At 60.0% G+C, this 13313-nt stretch carries 8 protein-coding genes and 1 pseudogene; 4 read left to right on the top strand and 5 right to left on the bottom strand.

Annotated elements, in window-relative coordinates; translation table 11 throughout:
* Positions 1-94 precede the first annotated feature (94 nt).
* Both AB6O04_RS20165 and AB6O04_RS20160 read right to left on the bottom strand, forming a co-directional pair.
* Positions 95-328: pseudogene (locus AB6O04_RS20165) on the bottom strand (transposase); the annotation flags it as partial.
* A gap of 79 nt (positions 329-407) precedes the next feature.
* Positions 408-2090 (bottom strand): NEL-type E3 ubiquitin ligase domain-containing protein, encoded by a 1683-nt coding sequence (locus tag AB6O04_RS20160; RefSeq protein WP_368566204.1) that lies wholly within the window; start codon positions 2088-2090, stop codon positions 408-410.
* A gap of 846 nt (positions 2091-2936) precedes the next feature.
* Here AB6O04_RS20160 and AB6O04_RS20155 point away from each other — a divergent pair.
* The 4 genes from AB6O04_RS20155 (at position 2937) to AB6O04_RS20140 (ending at position 8317) form a co-directional block, all read left to right on the top strand.
* Entirely contained in the window at positions 2937-4154 is a 1218-nt protein-coding gene (locus AB6O04_RS20155; protein ID WP_368566203.1) for an RCC1 domain-containing protein, read from the top strand.
* Between the two features lie 1032 nt (positions 4155-5186).
* Complete coding sequence (locus tag AB6O04_RS20150) at positions 5187-5576, top strand: hypothetical protein (protein WP_368566202.1); 390 nt, start codon at positions 5187-5189, stop codon at positions 5574-5576.
* A gap of 177 nt (positions 5577-5753) precedes the next feature.
* Positions 5754-6638: a phosphatase PAP2 family protein gene (locus AB6O04_RS20145; protein WP_368566205.1), complete on the top strand. Its 885-nt coding sequence runs from the start codon at positions 5754-5756 to the stop codon at positions 6636-6638.
* Positions 6635-8317: a phosphoethanolamine transferase gene (locus AB6O04_RS20140; protein WP_368566201.1), complete on the top strand. Its 1683-nt coding sequence runs from the start codon at positions 6635-6637 to the stop codon at positions 8315-8317. Before AB6O04_RS20145 ends, AB6O04_RS20140 begins: the two co-directional genes overlap by 4 nt.
* A 71-nt stretch (positions 8318-8388) precedes the next feature.
* Here the strand turns inward: AB6O04_RS20140 and AB6O04_RS20135 are convergent, their stop codons facing one another.
* The 3 genes from AB6O04_RS20135 to AB6O04_RS20125 form a co-directional block, all read right to left on the bottom strand.
* Positions 8389-8694: a hypothetical protein gene (locus AB6O04_RS20135; RefSeq protein ID WP_368566200.1), complete on the bottom strand. Its 306-nt coding sequence runs from the start codon at positions 8692-8694 to the stop codon at positions 8389-8391.
* Between the two features lie 238 nt (positions 8695-8932).
* Positions 8933-9289: a hypothetical protein gene (locus AB6O04_RS20130; RefSeq protein WP_368566199.1), complete on the bottom strand. Its 357-nt coding sequence runs from the start codon at positions 9287-9289 to the stop codon at positions 8933-8935.
* Between the two features lie 2440 nt (positions 9290-11729).
* The coding region (locus AB6O04_RS20125) for an F-box protein (RefSeq protein WP_368566197.1) at positions 11730-13313 on the bottom strand (1584 nt) is incomplete at its 5' end.

Here is a 13313-nt window from a genome sequence, read left to right as displayed (position 1 = left end):
TCTGTTCTTCGGTGAACTTCGACTTCTTCAATGCAGAGCTCCTTCAGGTGGGAACTCTACCTTCAACTGGATCGAAATTTCGAGGACGCTTCACCTCAATGTCCAGGTGAGCTTCGGCGAGCAGCCGCTTGAGCCGGTTGTTCTCGGCTTCCAGTTCCTTCAGGCGCTTGGCGTCTTCGGCCTCCATGCCGCCGTACTTGGCGCGCCACTGATAAAAGCTAGCTGGGCTAAAACCGTGTTGCCGGCACAGCTCCGATACCGCCATGCCGGCTTCGGCTTGCTTGATAAACCCGATGATCTGCTCGGTGGTGAAACGACTCTTCTTCATGTCCGTCCTCTTAGGTGACGGACTTTACAGCTTCACTTGGTACGGTTCACTGGGGGCAGGTCAACGTCCGCCGCTTCCTTCAAAGGTGCGTAACAGATGCTACGTGGTGGCGAGCCTCCAAGTAGCGCTGGACTAGGGGACCGAATTCCTTGATGTGCAGCTCATTCAAAACGGCCTGCCCGGCCTGACTCATTGCGCCGGCGTCCTCGCGCAGGTCCTGCGCGGTCGCGGCAATGCGGCCTTGCACCGCGGCCGCGTACCCGGTGGCGATAAAATCGTCCCGCGCCTCCTGCGCCCTCTCGAATGCCGCCCGATCCCAGCGTTCGAGCACGTGATGGAAGGGCACGTGATTGGCCAGGTACTCGGGGAAGGTGGCGTCCAACGCCTTGACCTGCGCTTCGGCGCGGTCAAGGTCGTCCTCGGTGACGCCCGAGACAGCGCCAAAGCGCATGGCCTCCACGCCGATCGGCAGGCGCAAGCGTTCACGTAAGCCCACCGGGTAGGCCAGCACCACTTCGACATCGTCCATGGCACGCATCTTGCGCATTTTGTCCAGTGCAATGGTTTCCAACGCCTCCAGGCGGCGGTTGCCCTGCACCAGTTCCAGCAATGTTGCCGGGTGTGCGTCATGGTGCCCGGTCTCGACATCGTGGTTCACGCGCAGACGGGTCATCTGCAGCAGCACCACGGCGGCCCGATCCTCGCACGCCTCGTTGCCGGGGGCGACGATGGCGAAGGTGTCCTGGCGCAGCACCGGATGCGTGGCGAGGTGCTCGAGCCATTCGCCGACATGGGCCCGGAACGGCGCCGCCACGGCGGCCTGGGTGGCATGGATGGACTTACCGAGCCTATCCAGGTACTGCGCGAACTGCGAGGCGGCGACTTCGCCCTCGAAGGCAGTCCAGCGCGCCACGGCGGCATGCGCGGCCTCCGAGGGATACCAAGCCGTGGCCGCGTCGTGCAGGCGGCGAACGAGACTGGGCGTTGACGGGTCGAACGCGGCCATCGAGAAAGTGATATCCGGGCCCACGTAACGCGGATCGTTCCTCAACTGTGACAGCTGTTCAAGCGCGTGCGCGGACAGCGGATTGCCTTCCAGATGTAGCCTGCCGCCGCGATCGAGGTGCTGCACATTGCTTGGCAAGGCGGTCAGCAAATTATTGCTCAAGTTGCATTGCAAAATGCGCGCGGGTATCTGATCCAGATAAGCTATTCGGTTTCCCTCAAAATCCAAAACGCCCAAATTGGCGGGCCACCTCGGCGGCACCGACGTCAACTGGCACTGGGCCGCCCGAAGGGTTCTCAGGTTGGTGGGAAGCGCAGGCAGCGCGGTTAGTGGGCAGTCACTCACGTTAAGGATCAGAAGCGCCTTCGGTAACGCTGGCAGGCTGTCCAGGGGATTGTTTGAGCATATGAGCAGCTCCAGGCGAGCGGGCAACGCCGGCAACTGGGCTAGCGCGTTATCCTGACACTTGAGCCAGCGCAGATCGGCCGGAAGTGGCGGCAGGTCACGAAGCTGCAGGTGCGCCAAATCCAAAATGCCCTGCTGCATGTTACGAATCTGGTCGGCGGCCTCGGCGCGACGTTCGCCAGGCTCCGCACGATCCACCCAGGCCTGCAGGGCCGCCCAGTCGTACGGTGCAGACCGCCCCACTTCGGCAAATGCGGTTGCGAAGCAACGGTCCGGCGTCAGCGCCTGGCCCAGGCGCTGCAACAGGTTCGGTCGTGGCACGTTGGAGGCATCTGCCAGCGTGACGGCCACGCCGGCATCTGGCGAGGACGATGCCTCAGGCGTCACGACGGGCGCGAACGACGGTGAGACACTCGGCGGTGGAACACCAGGAGTAGTGGGCATGATGGCAATGCACTGATAGAAGATCGTAGCCTAGCCAATGGACGTCCGCGAAAGCACGCCAGCACACCGTTGTCGTGCTGAGGAATACTCCCGATGCCGCAGTGGATTTTTCCCTCATGCCGCGCGGAATCGTCTAAAAAGCTTCCCGGCGGCGTGAGTCACGGCATTGTGCCAAGACATATGCCTCGCCCGGTCCACCTCTATCTGGCGTAACAAGCCAGCGCTTCTCCCCGCCACGTTAATGCGCGGTCTGAATAGCTTCCTCCCCGCTGAGCTTTGCGCAAGATGCGCATTTACCGAAGCCACCTCTTCCTGGAATGCAACCACACTAGAGCTTGATCGCCATCGCTTGGGTTGATGTCGATACTGTCCGCTTGCAACGCAGGAGGCTTCCACTCCGCTGGGTACCGGGCTGGGAAGAAAAAGGCACGCCACTGGTCGCACGATACGGCGGCGATTTGACCTGCGCCGGTGGACCTGCTCTCAATGCCCACACTTTTTCACAGTCTGCCCCAAACAGCCTGCCCCAAAGGGCATGTTCCAGTTCCCTATGGGTCAATGGCGATGCATGCCCCGTTGCGAGAGCATGCGGACACTCGCGACCCTTCCCAGCCCCGGCCAATGGCTGCTTCCCGTCCTCGGCTAATGCGATGTTCGCCGTGGCTACCCGACAGCGACAGATAGTATCGGGGCTTTCCGTGACCGGGCACTCACCGCGCAGGATAGCCAGCTGCTTTTTACGGAGAATCCAAAATGAAGACCTGCAGCAGCGCTATCCCGCAAGCCGGTATCGCGCGCACGTCCCCGACACCGGATCGTCTCTCTTCTCTGGTCAGTTGGGCCTTGACCTTGTGTCTTCTGGTCTTGCCTGACGTTGGGTTCGCCCAGAGCACGGTGGTGGGATGGGGCGACAATGCCGATGGCCAAACTACCGTTCCGGCCGATATTGGGGACGTCACTGCCATAGACGCGGGCTCCGCTCATAGCATCGCGCTAAGGTCCGATGGGACCGTAGTAGTCTGGGGAAGCAGCGCCTATGGTCAACGCAGCGTCCCCACCGGCCTCATGGGCGTTACTGCCGTCGCCGCGGGCCCCAACCATAACTTAGCGTTGAAGGCTGACGGCACCGTGGTGCAGTGGGGGTACAACGCCGACGCCAATACCCCTCCCCTAACGCTCTCCGGTGTCACCGCCATAGCGGCGGGAGATGTACACGGCTTGGCGCTGAAATCGGACGGCACTGTGGTCGCATGGGGGAGCAATACCCATGGTCAAAGCAGTGTTCCGGTCGATCTCACCGGTGCCACCGCCATCGCAGCGGGGCAAAATCACAGCGTGGTATTGAAGTCCGATGGTACCGTGGTCGCGTGGGGCGCCAACAACGCAGGTCAAAGCACCGTCCCCGCCGGCCTCACTGGTGTTGTCGCCATCGCCGCAGGGAGCTCGCACAGCCTGGCGCTGAAGTCCGATGGCACCGTCGTGGCCTGGGGAGAAAATGTCGTCGGCCAAGCCGCAGTGCCAGCGGGTCTTGCCGGCGTCATCGCCATCGACGCACGAGCACATCACAACCTGGCACTGAAAGCCGACGATACGGTGGTCGCCTGGGGACGCAACCACCACGGTCAAGCCTCCATCCCCACCGATCTCAATGGCGTCAGCGCCGTTGCCGCCGGCGGCGGGCACAGCCTTGCTTTGCAGAAGCGGCTTACTCCTGAGATAGCCATCAGTGACCTGATCGCGCACGTCCAAGGTCAATCCGCGATGCACCATGGTATCCGTCATGCATTGCTGGCAAAGCTGCACGACACGCTTGCGGCATTGGCCGTGTCCGACCAGGTCATCGCCTGCCAGGCGATGCAGGGTTTCATCGATCTGACATACGCCCAGCGCGACAAGAAAATCACTCTCGTGCAAGCCGATTACATGATTGTCCAGTCGAACGACATCCGTCTGTTCATGGGCTGCCAGTAGGCAACCGCAACAACATTCCATAACGATCGCGACGCGAGACCGAAGCCTAACTTCCCCCACTTCTTGGAAGCGACTTTCGTTGGAAGTTTGCGGGGGCATAGCCGCGCCGGTTCCCGAGAGCGAGAATTGCTGCTCTGCCGATATTGTAAGGTTGAGGCTGGTTGCCAGAAAACAGGCGCCTTTCCTGATTGCCACGGAAGTCATCTCTCGCTGCTGGCAACGACTTGGTACGCAAGACGATGTACGCAGGCCGGTACGCACAAATCCGGCTGTCTCCAGCGGGCCACCGTCAGTAGCCACGGACCGGACTCCCTCGATGACTACCCTACCCGCGAGCGGTAATCGCCTCGTGCGCTATGGAATCGAGGCAACGGGACCGGCTCCCCGTCAGTTATCACGGAAACGCCTTAAGGATATGCCTCGCCCCAATCCCACGGCTCGCATTCACGCCTCCTCTTCGGGCGATAAGCGTAGAGCTGCCCTAGCGACGGCGTCCATACTCAAATGGGGGGGGGCGATGGCAACCGGCCCAGCCTGCAGAGGCCGCGGGGATAGATCACCTGCCCACGAACGATCGTGCGATAGGAGCCGGGGCGATGCGATAACCAACCATTGCGTTGGTGTTCTCGCGTTACGGTACGGCGGTCTAGTACTGGCTGGGCTGGCCTGACGCGCGCCGGCGACCTGGACAACGAGAACGGCGGTGCGGTTGTCGTTGTTGCCGAGCGTCGGGTGAGTCCGGATCGAACTATCGACGGTGCCGTGCGAAACGGATTGCTACGACGATGTCGAATGGCAGCGCAGACCGCTAGCCGCCATAGGCGCCGATCAACACACAGGGTGTGCGGGCATCAAAACGCTTATGGCAACAACCTGCCTCCGGCCGGTACAACGGCAAGTTCCAGCGGAACGATCTCACAATCGAAAGGGAACTGTCGCTGCCATATTCAAGGTTATTCCCATATCAAAACATGAAGCGGCCATCGGATCCTTAACGCCTCGTATCAATGACCACCTTTCATGCATGCACTAATGGCAGACGATCGCTTCGGTCTCTATGCAAGCGAGCCAGGCTGCGAACTTGACTACGCGTCCTGCGAGGCCACGTCATCGCGCTTAATCGCGGTTGTCCCCGACGCGGCGCCGGTTCCGCGCGACTCTTCGGCCCTGAACGCTGAAACGGTCGAGATCCTGGCCGTCCTTTTAAAAGGCCGCGCAGCATCCATTCGTCGAATGGGGATTACTCCTCGCACGCTCATCAGCTTTGTCGAAGAATGGGGAAATCCGTCCACGGTATACAGCCGTTTTGCATCGCCTGTGTATGAGTGGATGAAGCGCGAGAATCAAAGCGATGTCACGGTTATTGTCATCGACCGAGGATCCACTCGCGTCCGCGTTGTGGTCCCGCTCAGGGCGAACTGAGCGCCGCCCACAAGCACTTGGGTAGTGCAGAGATAGTCGCGGCGTCGGGCTATCCGGGCCAGGAATACCGCGCCTACGTCGATGGGATCCTGTTTGCCGACGGTGCTGGCTGCATGGGCGCATCTTCCTGGCGGTACTGATTCGGATCCACGCTACCAACTGCCGTAGTCGTTGCTGGTGACGGTCCTCTTCACCATTCCCTACACATTACACGGGCCTGACAACCGCCGTAACCCTCTGCGCCTGTTTGACGCACCTTTTGAAGCTAGTCCAAAAATGAAAGCTATCCACCAAGAAACACGTGACTTTCTCGGCAGGGCGGTTTCGGGCGCCCATCATCAGGCCCTATGGCCCTGTCTATGGGCGCCACTAATCGCGTTTGCGACTATCTCGTTTTCCTTGGCTTACCTCAATGCCGATGAGTGGCTTGCTGATTACTTCTATGGCTTGCAAGGGAATCGTTGGGCATTGCGTCGGCATTTTATTACTGACGATTTAATTCATGATCTGGGACGAGTCACAAGCATCCTGGCTTGGCTTTGCGCGTTTTCAGCCTGGATTGTGGCACGCGCATGGAAGCCTTGGAGCCACCTGCATCCCCCATTGGGCCGTCTTCTTATCGCCACTTTGCTAGCGACGCTGCTTGTGGCGTGGATCAAGTCTTGGACCAACATGGATTGTCCGTGGGATCTCCATCGCTATGGGGGTAGTCGTCCTTTTATTGGGCTTTTCAGCCAGCGGCCAGAAGGTCTTCCTCAGGGACGCTGCTTCCCTGCAGGACACGCCAGTGGTGGTTACGCATGGATGTCCTTGTACTTCTTTTTCGTGTCGGTGAAGCCACGCTGGCGCTGGTTGGGTTTGGCGATTGGTGTCATTGCTGGTTTGGTGTTCGGCGTCGCACAGCAACTTCGCGGCGCCCACTTCCTGTCACATGATCTGTGGACGATCGCAGTCTGCTGGATCACAGCTTTGACCGTTCACTTGATCGCTCAACGACACCCAGCCCAAGAGCGAGGGGCAACTTCTGGTGAAGAGCCCTGGGCATCTGGGGCTGATCGATGAGCTCGGTGATCTCGGGCTCAATGAACAATGGAGCCCTCTGGAGGCGCGCATCAATCAAGCTCGCCACTACTCGTCCACAAATGACAGTGGAAGGGGTGGCGATAGTAGCTGCTGGGTTCTTCACCTTATTCTGCAACGCTACGTTCTTTCGTGAAATTGCCGGGGTTGGAGCGCTCAGTGGAGCAAGTGGCTGGCGAACTGGTTTGAGCCTAATCGTCGCCATCGCTGCCCTGCACATGGTGCTGCTGTGTCTGATGCTGAACCGCTGGACAGCAAAGCCCTTGCTCACCCTGCTCCTTTTGGTGACCGCCGCCGCCTCTCACTTCATGGAGGAGTACACCGTCTACCTGAATCCCGGGATGTTACGGAACATATTCCACACGGATGAGAAGGAATCCAGGGAGCTGATGACGTCGGGGATGCTCTCTTCAGTACTTGTTCTTGGCGTCCTACCATCGGCGATCCTGTGGTGGATACGCATACAGCACCGTCCTTTGAAGCGGGCGCTGCTGGTTCGCATCGTAGCCTTGACATTGGCAGCATCTGTTGTGGCCATTGCGTTACTCGGCTCGTTCCAGTCGCTCTCGTCGCTGATGCGGAACCACAAAGAGGTGCGCCACCTGGTTACTCCCGCCAACTATCTGGTATCCCTGGCCCGGGTGTTACATAGCGCGCATACGGACCGCGGGCGTTCACGGGAACCTGTCGGAGTGAACGCACAGGTGATAGCGCGCCCGGCAGGCGAGAAGCCGCGCCTGTTGGTTCTCGTCGTTGGCGAAACTCTGCGCGCGCAGAACTGGGGGCTCAATGGTTATGAGAGGGAGACCACTCCACAGCTAGCTCAAACTGGGGCAATCAATTTCCCGGACGTCACTGCCTGCGGGTCCGACACTGGGGTTTCTGTCCCGTGCATGTTCTCGCATTATGGGAGAGCCAACTACGACAAGGACAAGATCAAGCACTCTGAGTCTCTTTTGCAAGTACTTGAACGCGCAGGAGTCGGGACGATTTGGCTCGACAATCAGACGGGATGCAAGGGGGTCTGCGACGGTTTGGCGTTCGAGTCGTTTCGCCATGCCAAAACCCCGGACCTGTGCACGGCTGAAGGCTGCTTGGACGAAGTATTGCTAAGGCGCCTTCCCGATGTAATACGCTATCGCTCTAGCGATGTGGTTGTTGTTCTTCATCAACTGGGCAATCACGGACCGGCTTACTACAAGCGCTATCCCCCGTCGTTCCGTCGTTTCGCGCCAACGTGTGAGACCGCCGATTTTGGTAGGTGCTCACGTGAGGAGATCATCAATGCTTACGACAATGCCATTTTGTATACGGATCACTTCCTGTCCGGTGTCATTGGGCAATTGAACGCGCAGTCAACGCACGAAGCTGCCCTGATCTATGTATCCGACCATGGTGAGTCTCTAGGCGAGAATGGACTTTACCTTCACGGGGTGCCTTACGCGATCGCCCCGGACGAGCAGCTTCGGGTGCCCATGGTGATGTGGTTCTCGCCAGGATTTATTGCGTCAACTGGAATCGACACGGTTTGCTTAGGCGATCGAAGCGCGAGCCCAGTAAGCCACGACAATTTGTTCCACACCGTACTGGGCTTGATGGGGGTCACCGCATCGGAGATGGATCCAAAGCTCAATCTGCTTGAGGGCTGTGGATCGCCATGAGCGAGCGTCAGTTCTGCAACCGGGGGGATTCAGCGATGCCGGCAGCGGCGTCTATCCGCGCTGTCCGGGGATCAGGGCAATTCCACCAACGTGAGGGCCCGCGCGCGGCGGGTCTGCATCGGGGCTTCGCTGAAGGCGTAGTCTTCGGCACGGACCTGATAGTCGACCTCGATCAGGCCATCGTGGAGGGTGATGTGCGGCTGTTCGATGCGATCACCGAGGAACACGCCATTGCTACCGTGGGTGCCATGCTCATCTCGCACCGCCGCTACCAGATAGCTGAAGGTGCCGCTGTCGCCAGCGGTCTGGACGAGCACCAGCGCGGTATCGTCGTCGCAGTCGCCACCCAGATCGCCGTAGGCAAGGCGTCCTCCCAAACCCAGGTGCGCCCCCTGATCACCAACTCCGGCGCCGCCACGTGTTCTGCACGTCCGTGCCGCAGCGTGACGGACTCGCCCTTGATCTGGTAGGTCGCGTGCCAAGGGCTGGTGGCCGCAACGGTCGTGCTGGAGTCCGGCGAGACGTTTACTGCCGGCTCGATCTGCGCGCAGGCGCAGGCCAGGACGGTCATGCACACCAGGCCCGGCGCGGCCATCGTGATGATCTTTCTCATCATCACGATTGGCTTCCTTGTCGTAGGCGGGGCTGCGACCGGGCCGACCGCGTGCCCCGGTCGTGCGGCCAGCGGACCCGTCGCAAACGCCCTGCCATCAGGCCAGCCAAGGTCATGGTCAGCCCCAGCCCGATCATGGCGAGCGCCATGCCCACCTCGACCGGCACCCCGCCGATGAGGTGTTCCGACGAAGAGACCAGCCCGAGCGGAAAAAACAGCACAGAGAGGCCGACCACGATGCCTATCCGCAGCAGGCCGGTGGCTACCTGCTCGTACAACGGACGCGCGGTGTATTGATAGCCCAAAGCCTTCAGCCGCGCGGCAGCGGTGCGGTGCGTCATGCGTACTGTTTTGAACATGGGGATCCCCTTTTAAACGGGGCATGGTCGGAGCAGGGATGCGACGCCGTCCATGGGATCGTCCCTCGACGCGCGAAGGAATTTTCCGATTCCGCAGGTAAGTTGTTTGGACCGGATGGATGGGTAGCAGGTGTGCGGGGACATCGTTTACACCCGGGCGAAGTGGTCGATCAACCGGGCCCAATGCGCGCGATCACGGCGCTTCCTACCAGACGGCACGACTGTCCCACCTGCGGGATGCATGACCCAGGTTTCCACGAATAGCTTGCACCCGGGTTGCCACAAAAGTAGCAGCCCGCCGTTGGCAACCCAGTTCGCAGGCACGAGGTTCGCAGGGCGGTTCGCACGAAAACCGGTTGTTCCCGGCGAGTCAGCGTCGAGCCAAGGCTGGGCGCGGTATCCACTGGGCTGGTATCCACACCGGTATCCGCGGAATCGAGGCCCGAAGAATGGTTGCTACAATCATAGTTACCACGGAAACGCGCCCTTTCGAGCCCAGTCTCACCCCCTGGCGCTGGTTAACACCGGCTGGTTAACACGCGGGTTAACAAGGAACGTGCCCTTCGAGGCTGTGCCGCCGCCCCGACACGGCTCATACGGGCGGGGTTGCTGAGGGCGTCCATGGGCACAGCACCCGCACAAGAAGCACGGCAGCGAACGCTGGGAATTCACGCACTGGGCGCTGGACTGTACCCGGACCGGTGCACGGGTACTCTCCATCCCCGTAAGCGCAACAACGCTCGCCCTTGACGCGCGCGAATGGCGTTGTTCCGGGCCCCGTGGCAGTCCAGGAGCAGGCTGGCGACCTCGCACGGCCCTCCGGGGGCGACGACGGCGGTGCCCTCTGGGGCACGATCTTTTGCCCTTTTGGCGAATTGTGACCACTGACAGGATGGGGGTAGTGTCGCTTTGGGGTATGGGACACCCCTCCACCTCCCAATCGTCCCCGGCCGGGTGCCGCACCCCTCCTCCCCGTATCCCCCGGGGACAGTGCGGACCCGCTACCCCGGCGGGTACTTACCGCCCGGCTGCCTTTCCCCTTACCACCGTGCCCGTGCCGCGATGCACTCGTGCCCGATGGCGAGGATCAGCAACGCCCGACCTTGCGGGTGGAAGTAAGGCGGCTGCAGTCCGGCCATGGCCGCCGGCAACCCTCCATCGGCCCGCGTACGGCCGCCGGCACGGCAATAGCCGAGCGTTGCGCCGCAAGGGCGGGTAGCGCACTGCATTGTCAGATGGTGTTTGCGTCGCAAAGCAAGCGGCGCTGGCTATGTGGGGTCGGTCGCTGAGCTACCGCCAGAAACGGAAAAGCCGCCAAGATTTCGCCGGGCGGCTTTCCGTACTTTTTCCGTATTGGCTTTTTGGCGAGCCACACATCTGCGCCAAGTTATTGATTAATGGTGGGCGGTACAAGTTTCGAACTTGTGACCCCTGCCGTGTGAAGGCAAGGAGAACTCATGAAGAAGCGATTCACCTTGTCATCCGAGCGTAGCGAGGGATCTGTTGTCGCCCGGTAAAACGGCAGATCCCTCGCTACGCTCGGAATGACAATCGAATTGTTCAGAGGTTCCCTAAGTGCATCAGGGAGCGAACCAACTGCGTGATGACCGGGCCTAATTCTGTCGAGACGGCGGCCGGATGGCGCAACACCTCATTAATTCGAACATATCCTCCCCCTTGAAATCCCGTATCGCAAACCAGTCAGAGAAGAAGGCACGCTTGTTGGCGTCAACGAGGGAAAATGCCCGGAGTTCGTCGCTGAGATCCAGGTTGGAAACCTGGTCAATGAAGGCGCTAGGATATATTTGTAGCAGTTGCGCTCGAGCATCCGCCGCTGAGGCTATCGGTGTGCTGACGGGCTCGCCTGTCATCAAGGCGTTTAAATACTCCACATGCTGCTCTTCGGCGAGGGGTAACCGCACCTGCAGGGCTTGTTGCAAGCTTGGCGGTATTCTTGCCGAGGCATCGGCTGACACTGGTAACATAAATAGAGATCCTTGTTCGTTGGTCTTAATCGAAGCAGATGTCGGTTGCGTATGGATAGCGGCTTGAGCGTTACTCCCGCTCTTCGAGCAAACTACGAACTGCGATCAATTGCAGCCGGATCCAGCCGCAGTGCCAAGTGGGATTTGTTTGATTTTGCGAAATCTGGGCGGACCAAGCTCTCGCCAGCGCCACTCGGCTTGGACCAGTGCAAGAAAAGGTGCGGATCACGATGCGCCTGAAGGGTAGGGCAGTCCTGACCATCAACGACCATCCGGACATGCGGCTCCTCTTTGATCGGTTTGGCGGCAAGACGGTGCCGATCCGGTACACGCTCGGGGCTGGGGCATCGGTGGCGCGGAGGGAGCGGATCTACTGGACTAAATAGCAGTATCCGCGCCGAGTGCTCGGCTAAGGGCCGGGGGGCAGTGGAGATATCGGGGGGAGCCGCGACGAATCATTCAACAAGAGGCAGGGACATGGATACGGCGGTGAATGAACCCTCAGTGCCACCCGCCGCCGCCCAGTCGTTAAACGTAATGAGCAGTTCCGTCCCGTCCCTCTCGAAAGAGGCGATGCTCGGGGTTTGGTACCGGACCATTGGACGCTTCAGATGAACACTGGGCAGACGTTCGTCGCCCTCATTTCCAACCAATTCAAAGATAGCAACCGAAGCGTCGGAGTATGTGAGCGCAGCCATCGCATTCGCGGGTGAAAAGGCGATGCTCTTGACCGACACGTCAGATGGTCCATGCGGATGCTTTAGCGTTATCTGGTGGTTGTGGTCGCGACTTTCCAGCACGAGATCACATCTTTGATCGCCAGAGCGAATAATGTGCCGCTCGTCGTGGCTGAGCCTATAGACGCTGTTCGGCTCGCTAAAGGGAGAGAAGTCTATCCCGCCTCCGTTCGGGTGTATTTGCGTCCCCCAGGCGTGCCCAGCCACAAGGGCAACGCCTCTTGAATCTACGGTGACCGACGTGCTGTCGATATCCACTAGCTCGTCAGTCACCGGCATACCCTCATGTCTATCAAACACTATCAGGCGGGCTAGACCATTGCCGCGATAGATGACAGCCACGAATCGCCCATCTGCAGAGATGGACGCGCAATCAAAGCTACCAAGCTCATTAAGCGGAAGGCTGCTGAGAGCGTCGTCACTGGAGCGGTATACGCTCAGGCGGCTGGTATCAGCATCAAGCACCAGCAGTTGTTCGTTGCCGCGACTGAACGGCGAGTTTACCGCGGCGAGTGCGCTATCGCCGTTTTTTGGCAAGACATAGCCCGTCAGTCGGCTAGGTTCTCGGATTTCGCTACTCCGTGAGACGAAACAAATCCGAGGGGTGCCATCGTTATGTGTGGCTAAGAATTCAGGCTCCGAGGTGGATGAGGAATAGACAGGTCCGCGTTGGGCAAGGAGGAGCGGCCCCATCTCATGGATGTGAGGTGAGTCAAGAGTCAGGGATGGTAGGCGATCAATGGCGCTTTTCAAATTTACAAGCGCCGCCGCATAGCGAAAGCCCTTTTCCGTTAGCTCGTTAGCGACCGTGCTGAATCCGGCGTTGGCCAGCAATGGCCACGCGGGGCTCTCGCCACGCTCGCGATCTGTGATGTAGGCCTGCGCCGCTTGATCAAAGGCCTTCGGCGTTATCGCATTGCGCCACGCGTGCGAGACGTTCGACAGATTGATGAGGTCGTCAAGCTGGAGATGCTGGATGATGTTGTCCCTCGCCGGTGTATATACGGTCGGAAGCAGGTTCCAGTTTGGCTGAATAGCAAGGTCGTTGGGCATTTCGCCTTCTGCGAGTGCGGGGGTCGGATCCCACACTGCAGGTTGCGTCGTCTTAGCAACAGACGATATCAGCATCGATTTGCGCGGGAAAGTTCGCGGGCATGGCTGGTGGCTGGATGCGCGAGGCACGGTGTCGTGCGAGCGTTGGATAGACAACCAGCTTTCCGGAGCGTTGCGGTCGCTTCTTCCGGGGCCACTGCACGTCTTGGACACGTACTTGGCATTAATCAGACGGATCGCATACCAATT

This window comes from Pseudoxanthomonas sp. UTMC 1351 (assembly GCF_040948865.1).
In the GTDB taxonomy this organism is placed as follows: domain Bacteria; phylum Pseudomonadota; class Gammaproteobacteria; order Xanthomonadales; family Xanthomonadaceae; genus Pseudoxanthomonas_A.
The sequence above is the reverse complement of the archived record's forward strand: the minus strand, read 5'-3'. Positions and strand labels throughout refer to the sequence as shown.

Coding starts and splice junctions, on each gene's coding strand:
- AB6O04_RS20130 (WP_368566199.1), bottom strand. CDS start 9,289: ATGTTCAAAACAGTACGCATGACGCACCGCACCGCTGCCGCGCGGCTG.
- AB6O04_RS20150 (WP_368566202.1), top strand. CDS start 5,187: ATGGCAGACGATCGCTTCGGTCTCTATGCAAGCGAGCCAGGCTGCGAA.
- AB6O04_RS20140 (WP_368566201.1), top strand. CDS start 6,635: ATGAGCTCGGTGATCTCGGGCTCAATGAACAATGGAGCCCTCTGGAGG.
- AB6O04_RS20155 (WP_368566203.1), top strand. CDS start 2,937: ATGAAGACCTGCAGCAGCGCTATCCCGCAAGCCGGTATCGCGCGCACG.